We start from the raw sequence: 16,413 nt of genomic DNA on the forward strand, positions 1-16,413 counted from the left end.
ATTAAGATAATATTAAATGGAGGATTAGAGATGAATCTAAATCAAAAAATAATAAAGCCAAAAATAGGATTACTAGAATTAGCTAGGAGTCTTGGTAGTATATCGTCAGCATGTAAAGCTATGGGTTACAGTAGAGACAGTTATTATAGGTTTAAAGAGTTATATGAAACAGGAGGAGAAGAAGCATTATATGAGATTAGTCGGAAGAAGCCAATTATAGCGAATAGAGTTGATCCTGCCGTAGAGAGAGCAGTATTAGATATGGCAATAGAATACCCCGCTTATGGTCAGCTGCGAGTATCAAATGAGCTTAAAAAGACTGGTATTCTTGTATCACCTGGAGGAGTTAGATCTATTTGGCTACGTAATGATTTAAATAATATCAATAAAAGACTTAAAGCATTAGAAGCCAAAATGGCTCAGGATGGTATTGTTCTTACCGAAGCTCAGTTACAAGTATTAGAGAAACGGCGTAGCGAGAAAGAAGCTCATGGTGAGATTGATACACAGCATCCAGGTTATCTAGGATGCCAAGACACATATTATGTAGGTAATTTTAAAGGCATAGGCAAGGTATATTCTCAAGTGTTTATTGATAGTTACACTCGGGTTGCAGAGGCTAAACTATATACTGATAAAACAGCACTTACCGCTGCTGACATGCTTAATGATAGAGTGTTACCATGGTATGAGAGTCAGCAAATACCAGTACTTCGTATTTTAACTGATAGAGGTGGTGAGTATAAAGGTAATATAGAACATCATGCTTTTGAATTGTTCTTAAGCATTGAGGGTATTGAGCATACTACTACTAAAGCATATTCTCCTCAAACAAATGGTATGTGTGAACGTTTTAATAAAACTATGAAACAAGAATTCTTTGATACTGCTATGCGTAAAAAGATCTATACTGATCTTGATGATCTACAACTAGATCTTGATATTTGGCTAGAATATTATAATAATGAAAGACCGCATTCCGGTAAATATTGCTATGGAAAAACACCTATGCAGACTTTTATGGATAGTAAAAAGTTAGCTGTTGAAAAGAATAACGAAATCTTATATCTTGAATACTCATCTGACAGTCATAACTTATCAGACATTCAGATATAATTTTTATAATGTCTGTAAGATTAAATCTTGACTTCTACAATTTATTCACGGGATCTAGTTAAAAATACTAATAATTTTAGTATTTTTAGTTGTTTTACTGGATACCGTGGACAAGCCACGGTATGACACCGAGCGGGTTTTTAAGTCATGCAACAAAGCCAGCCATGAGGTGGCTGGGTTAATCCAGAAAAATAATAAAAGTGCTAATTCTAATATTTTCTTACTGGATTGCTTAGTCAAAATTTTTAATTTTTTCGTAGCTCAGACGTTAATTTCTAATTAATCTATACTTAGTTAGCAATGCTTAAAGAATTTTATAAAAAAATCTTATAGATTTAGTTTTATTATTATAGTATAAGAGAATTAATTTGTTATTGGGGTCATAGCTCAGTTGGTAGAGTGCTTGAATGGCATTCAAGAGGTCGAGGGTTCGATTCCCTCTGGCTCCACCATGTCTTATTTCTATTTCAATTTATAAATACTTCAAACAGTAAACATATTATACACTAAGAACTTTATTCCTTTTTAGATTAGTTTTAACTTACTTAGTGAATTAATTAAGAGACTATAAAATGAATAAAGTAATTACACAATTATCAGAAATTAAATTAGTCGGTATTACAGCCTGCACCTCAAACGCCGCAGAAATGAACGCTGATACTGTAAAAATAGAGACAACAATGCAGCGATTTTTTGCAGACAAATTACAAGATAAAATCCTAAATAGAAAAACTCCGGAAAAAATTTTTGCAGTTTATACAAATTATGAGAGTGACGCTACCGGGGAATATACTTACTTTCTTGGAGAAGAAGTTACTTCTTTTGAGAATATAGATAAAGGATTTTCAACTCTTACTATTCCAATGCAAACTTATGCAAAATTTACATCAGGTCCCGATCAAATGCCTAAAGTCGTTATTGATATGTGGCGAAAAATATGGAATATGAATACGGCAATGTTAGAAGGTGAAAGAGCTTACATAGCTGATTTTGAAATATATGATGAAAGAAGTAGTGATTTAAATAATGCTGTAGTTGATATTTATATTGGTATACTCGATGAACTTGAAAAATTGGCTACGTCGTCTTTGTATGTAGAAGTCAAGATTTAATCTTACAGACATTATAAAAATTATATCTGAATGTCTGATAAGTTATGACTGTCAGATGAGTATTCAAGATATAAGATTTCGTTATTCTTTTCAACAGCTAACTTTTTACTATCCATAAAAGTCTGCATAGGTGTTTTTCCATAGCAATATTTACCGGAATGCGGTCTTTCATTATTATAATATTCTAGCCAAATATCAAGATCTAGTTGTAGATCATCAAGATCAGTATAGATCTTTTTACGCATAGCAGTATCAAAGAATTCTTGTTTCATAGTTTTATTAAAACGTTCACACATACCATTTGTTTGAGGAGAATATGCTTTAGTAGTAGTATGCTCAATACCCTCAATGCTTAAGAACAATTCAAAAGCATGATGTTCTATATTACCTTTATACTCACCACCTCTATCAGTTAAAATACGAAGTACTGGTATTTGCTGACTCTCATACCATGGTAACACTCTATCATTAAGCATGTCAGCAGCGGTAAGTGCTGTTTTATCAGTATATAGTTTAGCCTCTGCAACCCGAGTGTAACTATCAATAAACACTTGAGAATATACCTTGCCTATGCCTTTAAAATTACCTACATAATATGTGTCTTGGCATCCTAGATAACCTGGATGCTGTGTATCAATCTCACCATGAGCTTCTTTCTCGCTACGCCGTTTCTCTAATACTTGTAACTGAGCTTCGGTAAGAACAATACCATCCTGAGCCATTTTGGCTTCTAATGCTTTAAGTCTTTTATTGATATTATTTAAATCATTACGTAGCCAAATAGATCTAACTCCTCCAGGTGATACAAGAATACCAGTCTTTTTAAGCTCATTTGATACTCGCAGCTGACCATAAGCGGGGTATTCTATTGCCATATCTAATACTGCTCTCTCTACGGCAGGATCAACTCTATTCGCTATAATTGGCTTCTTCCGACTAATCTCATATAATGCTTCTTCTCCTCCTGTTTCATATAACTCTTTAAACCTATAATAACTGTCTCTACTGTAACCCATAGCTTTATATGCTGACGATATACTACCAAGACTCCTAGCTAATTCTAGTAATCCTATTTTTGGCTTTATTATTTTTTGATTTAGATTCATCTCTAATCCTCCATTTAATATTATCTTAATTTTACTAAATGTAAGATTAAATCTCAACTATTACAAATAATTTACTGATATATTCAGGTCCATTATCACAACGTATAGATTTTGGCTTACCTCGCCATTCTATAATTTGATCTAGTGACCTGATAACTCTTCCTGCTGACAATAAAAAATCAGTCTCAGTACCAAGGCTCTCTCTATTAAAGTCATCAATCACATTAAATAAACGATATTTCCTACCATTCTCTAAACTATCGTGCATAAAATCCATGGACCAGCAATCATTTATTGTTTTAGACACTATAAGCTTTTTAGGCTTTGCTCTAAGTAATCTCTTCTTAGGCTTTATTCTCATATTAAGGGCTAGCTCCTTATATATCCTGTATACACGTTTATGATTCCAACCAAAACCTTTGATATTACGTAAATATAAAAAGCAGAGGCCAAGGCCTCAGTTCTTTTGATCACCTACTAAACGCATTAGCTGGCCTGCTATAATATCATCCTCAGATGATAGCTTCCTTTTATATCTATAGCATGTTTCGCTGACACCAAAGATCTTGCATGCACTCCTTATAGAAATATCTTTTTCTCCAGATATTATTTTAGCCATCTCCCGCCTTTGAGATGGCTTCCTAACTTTTTTTTCAAGTACTTCCTTTAATATATCAGCTCTTAGCCTTTCCTCAGCATACATCTTTTTAAGCCGTGCATTTTCCGATTCTAACTCCTTTAATTTAGTAATCATCGGTAAAGCTATACCACCATACTTTGATCTCCATTTATAAAATGTCGCTGATGGTATTTTGTGCTCTCTCAGTATAGACGCTACAGGCATCCCACCGCTCGCTTGCTTTAAGATAGACATGATTTGGCTATCACTGTGCTTTGATATTGTCATTTATAGAATCTCCTCCTTTGTTTCTAGAAAATTCTACTCCTTTTGTCGATTGTTTTTGGGGGGTTACCAAATATATGCGGGTAAGGATTTAAGAATACCGGATTATGCCCATGCATCAAGAATCGCTAGTAAGCTAAAGTTACGAGTAAAAAATATTGGAGTACAAGAGAAAGGTTCAGGGAAAGAGATAGTATTTGATAGTACCGGAGTAAATGTATATAGCACCAGTGGGTGGCATCAAAGGAAATACGGTAAGGATGGATTATAACGGTAAGGATGGATTATATCGTAAGAGAGAACAGTGGAAGAAGGGTCGTGCCTCCGTATCAATAAATCATTCTATCAGTACAACAGAAGTAATTTGTAATAGTTGAGATTTAATCTTACATTTAGTAAAATTAAGATAATATTAAATGGAGGATTAGAGATGAATCTAAATCAAAAAATAATAAAGCCAAAAATAGGATTAATAGAATTAGCTAGGAGTCTTGGTAGTATATCGTCAGCATATAAAGCTATGGGTTACAGTAGAGACAGTTATTATAGGTTTAAAGAGTTATATGAAACAGGAGGAGAAGAAGCATTATATGAGATTAGTCGGAAGAAGCCAATTATAGCGAATAGAGTTGATCCTGCCGTAGAGAGAGCAGTATTAGATATGGCAATAGAATACCCCGCTTATGGTCAGCTGCGAGTATCAAATGAGCTTAAAAAGACTGGTATTCTTGTATCACCTGGAGGAGTTAGATCTATTTGGCTACGTAATGATTTAAATAATATCAATAAAAGACTTAAAGCATTAGAAGCCAAAATGGCTCAGGATGGTATTGTTCTTACCGAAGCTCAGTTACAAGTATTAGAGAAACGGCGTAGCGAGAAAGAAGCTCATGGTGAGATTGATACACAGCATCCAGGTTATCTAGGATGCCAAGACACATATTATGTAGGTAATTTTAAAGGCATAGGCAAGGTATATTCTCAAGTGTTTATTGATAGTTACACTCGGGTTGCAGAGGCTAAACTATATACTGATAAAACAGCACTTACCGCTGCTGACATGCTTAATGATAGAGTGTTACCATGGTATGAGAGTCAGCAAATACCAGTACTTCGTATTTTAACTGATAGAGGTGGTGAGTATAAAGGTAATATAGAACATCATGCTTTTGAATTGTTCTTAAGCATTGAGGGTATTGAGCATACTACTACTAAAGCATATTCTCCTCAAACAAATGGTATGTGTGAACGTTTTAATAAAACTATGAAACAAGAATTCTTTGATACTGCTATGCGTAAAAAGATCTATACTGATCTTGATGATCTACAACTAGATCTTGATATTTGGCTAGAATATTATAATAATGAAAGACCGCATTCCGGTAAATATTGCTATGGAAAAACACCTATGCAGACTTTTATGGATAGTAAAAAGTTAGCTGTTGAAAAGAATAACGAAATCTTATATCTTGAATACTCATCTGACAGTCATAACTTATCAGACATTCAGATATAATTTTTATAATGTCTGTAAGATTAAATCTTGACTTCTACAAGTAATTATTGCTCCTGAGATAGATGAACAATGGTCTTATGTACAGAATAAATCCAGACAACGATGGCTTTGGTATGCCTTGGATAAGATTTCGTTAAAAGTAGTTGCTTATACGTTTGGTACAAGATGTGATAGCACATTAGAATCATTACTGAAAAAACTAGAGAATTTCAAGGTGACTTTTTACTATACAGATGGATGGGGGAGTTATGCTAGGTTATTAGACCCTAAAAAGCATATTATCAGTAAAAAATACACTCAACGGATAGAACGAAGTAACTTGAACCTTAGAACGAGATGCAAGAGGCTTGCACGTAAGACAATCTGCTTTTCCAGGTCATTGGATATTCATGATAAGGTTATTGGTACTCTTATTGAACGTATAGCTTTTTAATAGGCGTAACTGCAATATGGAGGCATGACCTAAAGTTTTATCTCTGCTTTTGCTAAATCTTTTAAAGTGCGTGATCCGGTGCATAGCATGGTAATTTTAAGCTGCTCGATTATTAATTGTATCTCTTCGGAAAGTAAGCTTTCTGATGTATCTGCCGCTTTTAAGAATTGACCGGCGAGTCCAAAAATATTAGCTCCCATCCGGATTGCTTTCGCCCCGTCAATGCCGGATTTTAACCCGCCGCTAGCAATAATCGGAATGTCCCTCGATACTTCTCTCACCATTTTTAGAGAATCTAAAGTCGGGATTCCCCAGTTAATAAAGCTACTAGCTATACGGTTTTGCAGTGAATTTGTAGCACGATAAGCCTCTACTTGACTCCAAGATGTTCCGCCGCTCCCTGCAATATCAAGAACCTTAACCCCTACCCCTATAAGGCTTTCAGCAACTTTTTTAGATAAACCGTATCCTACTTCTTTAACAATTACAGGCACAGAGAGGTAATTAACTAGCTCTTTTATCTTAGGCAAAAGATTTTCCCAGTTTCTATTACCTTCCGGCTGAGTCAGTTCCTGCAATACGTTTAGATGTAAGATTAAGGCATCAGCTTTAGTAGTATCAACTAAATACTGACATTCTTTAGGTGTTACCCCGTAATTAAGCTGCACTGCACCGATATTAGCAAGTAATGGAATATCAGGGGCAACATCCCTTACCGCAAATGTCTCGATCGTATCCAGCTTCGTTAACAAAACCCGCATAGAACCAAGCCCCATAGCAATTCCGGCTTTTTGGGCGGCTTGTGCAAGTCGATAATTGATATCGCTAGCTCTAGTCGTGCCTCCGGTCATACTAGAAATTAGAATAGGTGCTTGCAAAGATGTTCCAAGGAAAGTACTAGTAGTATCTATGCTATCGTAGTTAATTTCCGGTAATGCGTTGTGAATAAATTGCATAGATTCAAAACCGCTTGTAAGCGTAGATGCAACGTTTTTCGTAAGATTAATTTCAATATGATCTTGTTTTCTTTCTATATCTAAATTCTGGTTTTTCGGCATTTTACTCACTAATTCCTTTTTGTACTTAATCTATATTAATATTTCTAGCTTTGCAAAATATATTTGGTATTGCCTTAAAAAGGTAATTTTATCGTCATTTCCTCGCAAGGCGTTGTTGCGTGGAGATTAAAAAAAGTCAATATAGCGCTTAGAGTATAAAAATAATTAAATTTTATATAATTCTAAAAGCTATATTGAGCTTTCCCAAGGGCAATCATTTCATTTAATATATTTATCTTAGTAATTACTTCGTTTTTTCTTCCTTTCTCTGTTTTTTGTTGTAAGTTAAAGCCAAACGTTCGCTTCAACCTAAACATAAACGATTCAACCCTTGACCTTTGATGATAGCCGCTATTAATTTTCCATGCTTTTAAACCTTCATCAAAATTTTTATATTCTCTAATTCCTTTTATTACTTTATCTCTGTAAGCTAAATGTTCTTTCTCTACCTTGCTTTTATTCTTTAATTCATCTTGTGACTTAGATGTTCGTGCTGGGGGCATTAAATCTTGTGCTCCCCAATCATATATTATCTTTCTAAACTCCTGCGTATCATAAGCTCCATCTGCTATAACGGTTTTAGCTTTGCCTGTTATCTCTTTGCTCATATCACCAACAACTTCACAGTCGTTTGTGTTACTATCCGTATAGGCTACAGATAGTACTTCCATACTATCTAAATCGACTGCTACATGTATCTTCTTCCGGCCATGCCTCCATATTGCAGTTATGCCTATTAAAAAGCTATACGTTCAATAAGAGTACCAATAACCTTATCATGAATATCCAATGACTTGGAAAAGCAGATTGTCTTACGTGCAAGCCTCTTGCATCTCGTTCTAAGGTTCAAGTTACTTCGTTCTATCCGTTGAGTGTATTTTTTACTGATAATATGCTTTTTAGGGTCTAATAACCTAGCATAACTCCCCCATCCATCTGTATAGTAAAAAGTCACCTTGAAATTCTCTAGTTTTTTCAGTAATGATTCTAATGTGCTATCACATCTTGTACCAAACGTATAAGCAACTACTTTTAACGAAATCTTATCCAAGGCATACCAAAGCCATCGTTGTCTGGATTTATTCTGTACATAAGACCATTGTTCATCTATCTCAGGAGCAATAATTACTTCTGTTGTACTGATAGAATGATTTATTGTTTTTTAATACTAGATTTTTTTAAAACACGGATAACTGTATTGATACCCACTTTTAATACTCTTACTGTATCTCTAACTCCAGAGCCGTTGATTGACATTTCTACTATTTGCTCCTTAACTCCAGGCTTAGATGCATTATTAATATACTCCAATTGAAAATATCGATTACACCGCTTGCATTGATATCTCTGTTGTTTTGAAATTGAATATCCTGACTTTATTACTTCTTCTGTGTTGTTACAATATCTACACTTAACATCTATTTTTGCCATAACTCCTTAACTATAATTCTCTCTTATTACTGTTTGAGGATTATAGACTATTTACTCTAAACTGCAATACGGAGGCACGACCTAATTTAGTAATCATCGGTAAAGCCATACCACCATACTTTGATCTCCATTTATAAAATGTCGCTGATGGTATTTTGTGCTCTCTCAGTATAGACGCTACAGGCATCCCACCGCTCGCTTGCTTTAAGATAGACATGATTTGGCTATCACTGTGCTTTGATATTGTCATTTATAGAATCTCCTCCTTTGTTTCTAGAAAATTCTACTCCTTTTGTCGATTGTTTTTTGGGGGGGTTACCTCATAAGTTATAATGGACCAAATTTTCCGTCATTGCGAGGAACGTAGTGACGAAGCAATCTCAGGATATTTGACGAGATTGCCAAGCAACCTACGACTCTTAGCTCATTACGATTAGAGTATACTTATAAAAAATAATACTGGAGCGGTTAAAATAATACTATCAAATCTGTCTAATACTCCTCCATGACCAGGTATTATATGACCGCTATCTTTAATATTAAATTTTCGCTTAAAATATGAAATAAATAAATCACTTGATTGAGCTATTAATGCTAATATACAACTAATTATACACAAATAAACTTTATTTGAAAAATAGTAATTTTCAATATGAAAGTTTGGTATAAAACTAGCTAATACCGCAACCAAACCTGCTGATAATACTCCGGTAACTAAACCGCTCCAAGTTTTTTTAGGACTGATTTTTGGAGCAAGTGTTGCTCCTTTAAAAGTTTTGCCGCCAATCATTGCAAAACTATCTACCGACCAAATTATGCAAAAATAAAGCATAATAAGCCATCTATTGGTATCTTCCATACTTAAAAATATTAATAGGCTTATAGGAATCGGAATAATCATTAGCCCGATTAATAGATAAGGAATAGAAGAATAGGTCATATTATACCATTCACTTAACATTCCCATACCCACTAATATCATTAGAATATAGAATAAAGGCTTAAACCATAATATAGCTATAACAAATAACGGCACTAAAACTATACCGGACAGGATTCTTAAATATATATTTTGTTTATCTTTTGCCAAATGTTCTGTTCCTTTTTGAGTAATCATTTATAGCTTCTATTATATCATCTTTATTAAAATCGGGCCAATATTTGGGTGAGAAATATAATTCAGCATAAGCTGCTTGCCAAAGCAAGAAATTACTGATGCGATAAACCCCACCCGGTCTTATTAATAAATCTACATCCGGCATTTCAGGATCATATAAAGCGCGTCCTATATCGCTTTCACTTATTTCTTTTTTACCGCTTGCAATAATTTTTGTGCAGGCATCAACTATTTCTTGACGACTTCCATAACTAAAAGCTATACAAAGCGTTATTTTATTATTATTTTTTGTTAATTCTATAGCATTATTTATTTGTTTTTGCAATGAGCTACTTAATAAATTAAGCCTACCTATTACTTTTATTTTAACGCCGTTTTTATGTAAACTGTTTAATTCATTTTTTAAATAAATACTTAATAATTTTATTAAGAAATCTACCTCCGTGCTTGAACGTTGCCAATTTTCGGAAGAGAAAGTATATAAAGTTATATAAGGTATATTAAGATTAATAAACTCAGGCAGTAATTCACGAATTTTATCGGCGCCTAGCTTATGTCCTTCAGATTTTGTTAAGTTATGCCGATCTGCCCAACGAGCATTACCATCCATTATTATTGCTAAATGTTTTATGTTAGTCATTATTTTATATTTTAAATTTTGCTGCATGAATAGATTTTCCTGTCATTGCGAGCGACTGCAAGGAGCGCGGCAATCTCAGGAGTCCTACTTTATGAGATTGCTACGCCCTAGGCTTTGCCTCTCCTCGCAATGACATCGGCGTCATATTCTAGGTATTTCGATTCTTACCGATAACCCGCCTAAATCCTTGCTATCTTCTAAATAAATAGAGCTTTTATGATCGTTTATTATTTCTTGAGTAATAGCAAGCCCAAGTCCTACATTGCTTGCATTATCAAGCTGTCTTGCTTTATCCGATCTATAAAACGGTTTAAATACAAGGTGTTTTTCCGTATCATCTATACCGGGACCGTTATCCTCAATAATTATAGCTACCGTAGATGAATTATCTGTCAAAGATATTTTAATTTTATTTCCATATTTTATAGCGTTACCGATTAAATTAGACAAAGCTCTTTCAAAAGAATTCGGTTTAATTCGTACTTTTGAATTAACTATATTATTAAGTTTTATAAATTCAATATCTACATGTGACCATTTATTTAAAAAATGTTCTATCCAAGGTAATAATAAAATTTCTTCAAATTCTTCTGTACTTTCACCTTTAGCAAAATCTAAATAAGCACTTATCATTTGCTGCATAGTTAATATATCTTGTTTTAATCCTGTAATTTCTTCACTTTCTTCCATCAATTCAAGTTGTAGCTTCATTCTTGTTAAAGGAGTTCTAAGGTCATGCGAAATCATAGCAAGCATAGTGGTTCTTTTAGTAATTTGTTTTTCAATACGGGCTTTCATTTTTAAAAAAGCAAGCCCTGCTTTTCTTATTTCTAAAGCTCCTGAAGGTTTGAAATTTTTGTCTTTTAAAACACCTCGACCAAATTTATCCATGCTATCCGCAAGAGTGATTATTGATTTAATTTGATTTTTGGAGAAAATAATAGAAATAGAAAGTAATATAACAGTTAAAGATATAATCCATAAAACAAATATATATACTGTAGGATTAAGTAGTAATTTTGCAGGAAAAGTAATATATAATATTCCATCTTTTAATTCTAAAAATACTTCGATTTTATTTTCTTTATTTAGTTTAACTATATTTTTTTCATGGATTTTTGTAGCTAAAATATTTTTAAATATAGTTAGAGGCTCACTTAATTTAGGTTGTCTTATAGATAACTTTTTATTAAGCTGAAATTGATAAGATAAATTAAGATAATTTTCCGATAAATGGGTTATCTCTCTTGAATTATTTTTATGTTCTTTAATCAGTGATTCTATTTCATTAATAATAATAGTACTAGTATAGTATGAAACATTATACCAATGACGATCGTAAAACAAAAATATAGCAACAATTTGTCCTATTAAAATCGGAATGATTATTATGAACATAAATCGTACAAATAATGTTCTCGGTAATAATTTAGATATAAAGTGCATAGCCCTCATTACGCACGGTTTTTAAATATTTCGGCTCTTTTGGATTATCTTCTAGTTTACTTCTTATTCTTGTAATTTGTACGTCGATAGAACGCATACTAAGCCCACCCATAATTTTTGAAAGTTCAAAACGACTAGTAGATTTACCGGAATTTTTTATTAATATCTCAAGTAATTTTTGTTCGGTAGAGCTAAGAGATATGATTTGATCGTTCTTAGTGAATTCCTTTGTATCAAAATTATAGAAATTATTGCCGAATTTAATTATATTCATTTCTTTTTTAAAGTTATTATAATTATTAATTAAATTATTTATCCGAAGTAATAATTCTCGTGGTTCAAAAGGTTTAGTTATATAATCAGAGGCACCGGCTTCAAGTCCTTTAACACGGTCATCGACTTCCGATAAAGCAGTAAGCATAACTATAGGAATATTATTACCGGCATCCCTTATAGTAGTAGCAAAATCAAGCCCTGTTATTTCAGGTAACATAACATCTAAAATAATTAAATCATAATTAGAAGTTTTTAATAGATTTTTAGCTTCTATGACTGAGCTTGCCGTTGATACTAAAAACTCATTTTTATTTAAAAACTGCTTTAAAAGTGCTAATATTCTGCTATCATCATCTACGATTAAAATATGTGCTTTATATGGTTGCATGTATACTCATTTAATTTGAAAATTGGTGTCGTTGCTTGCATGAATAACGAGTCGTCATTGCGAGCAGCCGTAGGCTGGCCTTGTTGCGTAGATATAAAAAAAGTAGCTGCGAACTAAGAAAAGTAGTAAATCGACAAAAAACTTAACCACAAGTGTGTATGTCAAAGCTACAAAAAGTTTGCAACTGGAAAGAATATAACAGAAGTTTAAAGAAAAGAGGAACAATAATTTTCACATTTTGTGAAGAATATTTAAAAGAGTTATATTATGGAGGGGAACAGAGGCAAGGAGGAGCGAGAAGATATAATAGCAAGATGTATGAATATTTGCTAACAATTAAGCTGTTATTAAGATTGCCATGGCGAGCAACAAGCGGATTTGCAGAAGGAATGTTTAGCAAAATATTTGCGGGTAAGGATTTAAGAATACCGGATTATGCCCATGCATCAAGAATCGCTAGTAAGCTAAAGTTACGAGTAAAAAATATTGGAGTACAAGAGAAAGGTTCAGGGAAAGAGATAGTATTTGATAGTACCGGAGTAAATGTATATAGCACCAGTGGGTGGCATCAAAGGAAATACGGTAAGGATGGATTATAACGGTAAGGATGGATTATATCGTAAGAGAGAACAGTGGAAGAAGATACATGTAGCAGTCGATTTAGATAGTATGGAAGTACTATCTGTAGCCTATACGGATAGTAACACAAACGACTGTGAAGTTGTTGGTGATATGAGCAAAGAGATAACAGGCAAAGCTAAAACCGTTATAGCAGATGGAGCTTATGATACGCAGGAGTTTAGAAAGATAATATATGATTGGGGAGTACAAGATTTAATGCCCCCAGCACGAACATCTAAGTCACAAGATGAATTAAAGAATAAAAGCAAGGTAGAGAAAGAACATTTAGCTTACAGAGATAAAGTAATAAAAGGAATTAGAGAATATAAAAATTTTGATGAAGGTTTAAAAGCATGGAAAATTAATAGCGGCTATCATCAAAGGTCAAGGGTTGAATCGTTTATGTTTAGGTTGAAGCGAACGTTTGGCTTTAACTTACAACAAAAAACAGAGAAAGGAAGAAAAAACGAAGTAATTACTAAGATAAATATATTAAATGAAATGATTGCCCTTGGGAAAGCTCAATATAGCTTTTAGAATTATATAAAATTTAATTATTTTTATACTCTAAGCGCTATATTGACTTTTTTTAATCTCCACGCAACAACGCCTTGCGAGGAGCGAAGCAACGTGGCAATCCAGAAAAAGATTAAAAAAATTCTGTAAATCAGCATTTTTACTGGATTGCTTCGTCGAATTACTACGTAATTCTTCTCGCAATGACGGGTAGCCAACCTCTCGCAATGACAATACTTTAATATAAATATAGGTTAATGACAATGATAAAACTAGAGCAAATTTTTTGGCATGTTTGGATTAATAGTGCTTTAGTTCCTTATCAATTCGCAAGGATTCATGTTTTAACTCATAGCCTGCATTATTCAGGATCGGTGTTTGAGGGTGAGAGAGCTTATAACGGCAAAGTTTTTAAGTTAAAAGAACATACGGAAAGATTAATAAAATCAGCAGAAGCATTAGGTTTGAAAGTACCTTATAGTGTAGACGAGATAATAAAAGCTCATGAACTTGTAATAAAACAGAATAATATTATGGATGCGTATATAAGACCGCTTATTTGGTGCGGAGACGAGTCGCTAAATATTACTAACCCTGATTTGTCTACTAATCTTTTGATTGCCGGTATTCCATCAATGCCCAGGTCTTTTGAGAAAGGTATAAATTTGCATGTAAGCCGCTGGCGTAAAGCAATACCTGATAGCACTCCGGTACAATCTAAATCTGCCGCTCAATATAATATGGCAATAACGAGTAAAAAAGAAGCTAAAGCTCTTGGCTATGATGATGCCTTATTACTTGATTATGAAGGATATATTGCTGAATGCACTACAACAAATATTTTCTTTGTTAAAGATAAAACATTATATACTCCAATTGCCGATAGATTTTTAAACGGTATAACAAGACAGACTATTATTGAAATTGCAAAAGATTTAGGTCTAGAAGTAAAAGAAGAGCGTTTGAAATTAGAGCAAATAGAGAATTTTACCGGATGTTTTGTTACAGGCACGGCAATTGAGGTACAAAATATTGATTCTATAGATTTAGGCAATACAAAGATTACTTTCGATGATCATCAAATTGCAGAGCATTTGAAAAAAGAGTATGGGCGTATTGTTAGGGAGTAGGAAGAGCTATGTGGGACACGCGAGCCGTCATTGCGAGGAAAATTATGAAGTAATTTGACGAAGCAATCTCAGGATGTTTGACAAGATTGCCACGTCGAAACTACGTTTCTCCTCGCAATGACAAATTAATAAAAAAATAAAAAACAATGAATAACATATTTAAAGGTTTAATTACCGCAGCTATAACACCTTTTAAAGATAATAAGTTAGACTTATATGCTTTAGAGAGAATTTTAAAACATCAAATAAAGCATGAAGTCGATGCAGTATTAATTGCAGGCTCAACCGGAGAAGGTAGTAATCTCAGCTTTGAAGAATATAAATTATTACTGCAAACTAGCGTAGAAATCGTTAATAAGCGTATTCCTATAATAAGCGGATGTTCATCAAATAATACTGCTTATGCAAGAGAGCTTGCAGCGGAATCTACAAAAATCAAGGTTGATGGTTTTATGGCTAGCCCGCCATCTTATGTAAAACCTACCCAACACGGCATTTATAAGCATTTTGAAGCATTACATGAAGCGTGTAATCTACCTATTATGTTATATTCAGCTCCAACTAGAAGCGGAGTAGATTTTTCTGATGAGACGATATTAAAACTTAGCAAGCTACCGCGTATCTTAGCATTAAAAGACTGCGGCGTAGATTTAGAACGCCCATTGCGGATTAGAGCAATAGTTAAAAAGGATTTCAACATTTTAACCGGTAACGATGAAGTAGTCTTAGCTTTTAACGCACAAGGTGGGGTAGGGTGGACTTCCGTAGCCTCTAATATTGCTCCTAATATATGTAAAGAGCTACTAGAGAAGTGGAATAAGAATGATACTAAAGGAGCATTAGAAATCCATCAGAAATTACTGCCTTTATATAAAGCATTATTTGTAGAGTCTAATCCGATTCCGATAAAATATGCTGCATATTATTTAGGTTTATGTGAAAATGAAATTAGACTCCCATTAACTGAAGCAAGCTATAGTGCTAAAAAACAAATTGAATACATTATAACATCACTATCTATAAAAATATGACCGAATATAAGAAAGTTATTGCACAAAATAAGAAGGTCCTTTTTAATTATTTGATTGAAGAAAGATTAGAAGCAGGTATTGTATTAAAGGGTAGTGAAGTACAGTCTCTGCGTCAAGGCAAAGCTTCTATAGAGGAAAGCCATGCGGCAGATACCGGACATGAGGTATTTTTGTATAACTGCCATATTGCGGAATATGAGAAAGCGAATAGATTTAATCATTCTACTCGTAGACCTCGTAAATTATTGTTGCATACTAAAGAGATAAAGAAAATTATCGGTAGAATTAGAATAAAAGGCTATACGCTAGTAGCTCTTTCTATGTATTTTAATAAAAAAAATAAAGTAAAAGTTGAACTTGGTATTGCTAAAGGTAAGAAATTACATGATAAAAGAGAATCAATTAAAGAAAAAGATTGGAAAAGAGATCAAAGCAGATTAATAAGACAAAAGTAATGGGTTTTGCTACACTGGGTGTCAAGCCGACGTTACATGGCTCGTTTTATGTCATTCCCGCAAAAGCGGGAATCTAGTAAAACATATAAAAAATAAGTTTTTATATGTTTAGTTTAA

18 protein-coding genes, 1 tRNA gene and 2 pseudogenes are annotated in these 16,413 nt (G+C 33.4%); 11 read left to right on the plus strand and 10 right to left on the minus strand.

What is annotated here, in order from left to right; all coding sequences use genetic code 11:
- The first annotated feature begins 30 nt into the window (after positions 1-30).
- The 3 genes from AC0ODJ_RS05090 (at position 31) to AC0ODJ_RS05100 (ending at position 2,228) form a co-directional block, all read left to right on the plus strand.
- On the plus strand, positions 31-1,116 hold the full coding sequence (locus AC0ODJ_RS05090) for an IS481 family transposase (protein WP_127896995.1): 1,086 nt from the start codon (positions 31-33) through the stop codon (positions 1,114-1,116).
- 376 nt (positions 1,117-1,492) lie between these two features.
- Positions 1,493-1,568, plus strand: a tRNA-Ala gene (locus tag AC0ODJ_RS05095).
- Between the two features lie 120 nt (positions 1,569-1,688).
- Entirely contained in the window at positions 1,689-2,228 is a 540-nt protein-coding gene (locus AC0ODJ_RS05100) for a GyrI-like domain-containing protein (RefSeq protein WP_218459894.1), read from the plus strand.
- Between the two features lie 20 nt (positions 2,229-2,248).
- Here AC0ODJ_RS05100 and AC0ODJ_RS05105 read toward each other — a convergent pair whose 3' ends face one another.
- Together AC0ODJ_RS05105 and AC0ODJ_RS05110 are read right to left on the minus strand one after the other, a co-directional pair.
- On the minus strand, positions 2,249-3,334 hold the full coding sequence (locus tag AC0ODJ_RS05105) for an IS481 family transposase (RefSeq protein WP_121834048.1): 1,086 nt from the start codon (positions 3,332-3,334) through the stop codon (positions 2,249-2,251).
- 70 nt (positions 3,335-3,404) lie between these two features.
- Positions 3,405-4,241: pseudogene (locus AC0ODJ_RS05110) on the minus strand (IS3 family transposase); the annotation flags it as partial.
- Positions 4,242-4,296: 55 nt separating this feature from the next.
- Here AC0ODJ_RS05110 and AC0ODJ_RS05115 point away from each other — a divergent pair.
- The 3 genes from AC0ODJ_RS05115 to AC0ODJ_RS05125 all read left to right on the plus strand — a co-directional run bounded on the left by AC0ODJ_RS05115 (position 4,297) and on the right by AC0ODJ_RS05125 (position 6,187).
- Positions 4,297-4,509 (plus strand): hypothetical protein, encoded by a 213-nt coding sequence (locus tag AC0ODJ_RS05115; protein ID WP_474465202.1) that lies wholly within the window; start codon positions 4,297-4,299, stop codon positions 4,507-4,509.
- A gap of 159 nt (positions 4,510-4,668) precedes the next feature.
- Positions 4,669-5,754 carry an IS481 family transposase gene (locus AC0ODJ_RS05120; protein WP_474465759.1) on the plus strand — a complete coding sequence of 362 codons (1,086 nt, stop codon included), beginning with the start codon at positions 4,669-4,671 and terminating at the stop codon, positions 5,752-5,754.
- A 46-nt stretch (positions 5,755-5,800) separates the two neighbouring features.
- Positions 5,801-6,187: an IS1 family transposase gene (locus AC0ODJ_RS05125; RefSeq protein ID WP_474465763.1), complete on the plus strand. Its 387-nt coding sequence runs from the start codon at positions 5,801-5,803 to the stop codon at positions 6,185-6,187.
- Positions 6,188-6,216: 29 nt separating this feature from the next.
- On the opposite strand, the gene fni is transcribed toward AC0ODJ_RS05125, so the two are convergent.
- The 8 genes and pseudogenes from fni to AC0ODJ_RS05165 form a co-directional block, all read right to left on the minus strand.
- Positions 6,217-7,245 (minus strand): type 2 isopentenyl-diphosphate Delta-isomerase, encoded by a 1,029-nt coding sequence (gene fni, locus AC0ODJ_RS05130; protein WP_218460584.1) that lies wholly within the window; start codon positions 7,243-7,245, stop codon positions 6,217-6,219.
- Positions 7,246-7,427: 182 nt separating this feature from the next.
- The gene (locus AC0ODJ_RS05135) at positions 7,428-7,982 is read right to left on the minus strand and encodes a transposase (RefSeq protein ID WP_474465767.1); all 555 of its coding nucleotides are present in this window, start codon (positions 7,980-7,982) and stop codon (positions 7,428-7,430) included.
- Positions 7,982-8,676, minus strand: a protein-coding gene (locus AC0ODJ_RS05140; RefSeq protein WP_240466735.1) for an IS1 family transposase whose coding sequence is annotated in 2 segments (ribosomal slippage) — positions 7,982-8,403 and positions 8,403-8,676 — 696 coding nt in all. Because the reading frame shifts where the segments join, the coding sequence is not laid out codon by codon here. Before AC0ODJ_RS05140 ends, AC0ODJ_RS05135 begins: the two co-directional genes overlap by 1 nt.
- Before the next feature lie 82 nt (positions 8,677-8,758).
- Positions 8,759-8,926 (minus strand): annotated as a pseudogene (locus tag AC0ODJ_RS05145) (transposase); the annotation flags it as partial.
- Between the two features lie 183 nt (positions 8,927-9,109).
- The gene (locus AC0ODJ_RS05150; RefSeq protein WP_218459920.1) at positions 9,110-9,793 is read right to left on the minus strand and encodes a phosphatidate cytidylyltransferase; all 684 of its coding nucleotides are present in this window, start codon (positions 9,791-9,793) and stop codon (positions 9,110-9,112) included.
- Positions 9,753-10,460 (minus strand): polyprenyl diphosphate synthase, encoded by a 708-nt coding sequence (gene uppS / locus AC0ODJ_RS05155; protein ID WP_218459921.1) that lies wholly within the window; start codon positions 10,458-10,460, stop codon positions 9,753-9,755. The genes AC0ODJ_RS05150 and uppS overlap by 41 nt, the downstream gene beginning before the upstream one ends.
- 114 nt (positions 10,461-10,574) lie before the next feature.
- Positions 10,575-11,879, minus strand: coding sequence for an ATP-binding protein (locus tag AC0ODJ_RS05160; RefSeq protein ID WP_218459923.1), 1,305 nt, complete (start codon positions 11,877-11,879; stop codon positions 10,575-10,577).
- Positions 11,863-12,543: a response regulator transcription factor gene (locus AC0ODJ_RS05165; protein WP_218459925.1), complete on the minus strand. Its 681-nt coding sequence runs from the start codon at positions 12,541-12,543 to the stop codon at positions 11,863-11,865. Before AC0ODJ_RS05165 ends, AC0ODJ_RS05160 begins: the two co-directional genes overlap by 17 nt.
- A 158-nt stretch (positions 12,544-12,701) precedes the next feature.
- Between AC0ODJ_RS05165 and AC0ODJ_RS05170 the strand changes: the two genes are divergently transcribed.
- From AC0ODJ_RS05170 to smpB, 5 genes are all read left to right on the plus strand, one after another.
- A complete protein-coding gene (locus AC0ODJ_RS05170; protein ID WP_121843865.1) occupies positions 12,702-13,142 on the plus strand; it encodes a transposase in 441 nt (146 codons plus the stop codon).
- Positions 13,132-13,701, plus strand: coding sequence for a transposase (locus tag AC0ODJ_RS05175; protein WP_474464397.1), 570 nt, complete (start codon positions 13,132-13,134; stop codon positions 13,699-13,701). The genes AC0ODJ_RS05170 and AC0ODJ_RS05175 overlap by 11 nt, the downstream gene beginning before the upstream one ends.
- A 236-nt stretch (positions 13,702-13,937) precedes the next feature.
- Positions 13,938-14,810 carry a branched-chain amino acid transaminase gene (locus tag AC0ODJ_RS05180; RefSeq protein WP_218459870.1) on the plus strand — a complete coding sequence of 291 codons (873 nt, stop codon included), beginning with the start codon at positions 13,938-13,940 and terminating at the stop codon, positions 14,808-14,810.
- 146 nt (positions 14,811-14,956) lie between these two features.
- On the plus strand, positions 14,957-15,841 hold the full coding sequence (gene dapA, locus AC0ODJ_RS05185) for a 4-hydroxy-tetrahydrodipicolinate synthase (protein ID WP_218459874.1): 885 nt from the start codon (positions 14,957-14,959) through the stop codon (positions 15,839-15,841).
- Positions 15,838-16,296, plus strand: a complete 459-nt coding sequence (gene smpB / locus AC0ODJ_RS05190; protein ID WP_218459878.1) for an SsrA-binding protein SmpB — start codon at positions 15,838-15,840, stop codon at positions 16,294-16,296. The genes dapA and smpB overlap by 4 nt, the downstream gene beginning before the upstream one ends.
- Positions 16,297-16,413: the final 117 nt, after the last annotated feature.

The sequence above is a fragment of the Rickettsia senegalensis genome (genome assembly GCF_056135685.1).

Coding starts and splice junctions, on each gene's coding strand:
- dapA (WP_218459874.1), top strand. CDS start 14,957: ATGAATAACATATTTAAAGGTTTAATTACCGCAGCTATAACACCTTTT.
- AC0ODJ_RS05165 (WP_218459925.1), bottom strand. CDS start 12,543: ATGCAACCATATAAAGCACATATTTTAATCGTAGATGATGATAGCAGA.
- AC0ODJ_RS05090 (WP_127896995.1), top strand. CDS start 31: ATGAATCTAAATCAAAAAATAATAAAGCCAAAAATAGGATTACTAGAA.
- smpB (WP_218459878.1), top strand. CDS start 15,838: ATGACCGAATATAAGAAAGTTATTGCACAAAATAAGAAGGTCCTTTTT.
- AC0ODJ_RS05105 (WP_121834048.1), bottom strand. CDS start 3,334: ATGAATCTAAATCAAAAAATAATAAAGCCAAAAATAGGATTACTAGAA.
- AC0ODJ_RS05100 (WP_218459894.1), top strand. CDS start 1,689: ATGAATAAAGTAATTACACAATTATCAGAAATTAAATTAGTCGGTATT.
- AC0ODJ_RS05160 (WP_218459923.1), bottom strand. CDS start 11,879: ATGCACTTTATATCTAAATTATTACCGAGAACATTATTTGTACGATTT.
- AC0ODJ_RS05180 (WP_218459870.1), top strand. CDS start 13,938: ATGACAATGATAAAACTAGAGCAAATTTTTTGGCATGTTTGGATTAAT.
- uppS (WP_218459921.1), bottom strand. CDS start 10,460: ATGCAGCAAAATTTAAAATATAAAATAATGACTAACATAAAACATTTA.
- AC0ODJ_RS05170 (WP_121843865.1), top strand. CDS start 12,702: ATGTCAAAGCTACAAAAAGTTTGCAACTGGAAAGAATATAACAGAAGT.
- AC0ODJ_RS05150 (WP_218459920.1), bottom strand. CDS start 9,793: ATGATTACTCAAAAAGGAACAGAACATTTGGCAAAAGATAAACAAAAT.
- AC0ODJ_RS05120 (WP_474465759.1), top strand. CDS start 4,669: ATGAATCTAAATCAAAAAATAATAAAGCCAAAAATAGGATTAATAGAA.
- fni (WP_218460584.1), bottom strand. CDS start 7,245: ATGCCGAAAAACCAGAATTTAGATATAGAAAGAAAACAAGATCATATT.
- AC0ODJ_RS05175 (WP_474464397.1), top strand. CDS start 13,132: ATGGATTATAACGGTAAGGATGGATTATATCGTAAGAGAGAACAGTGG.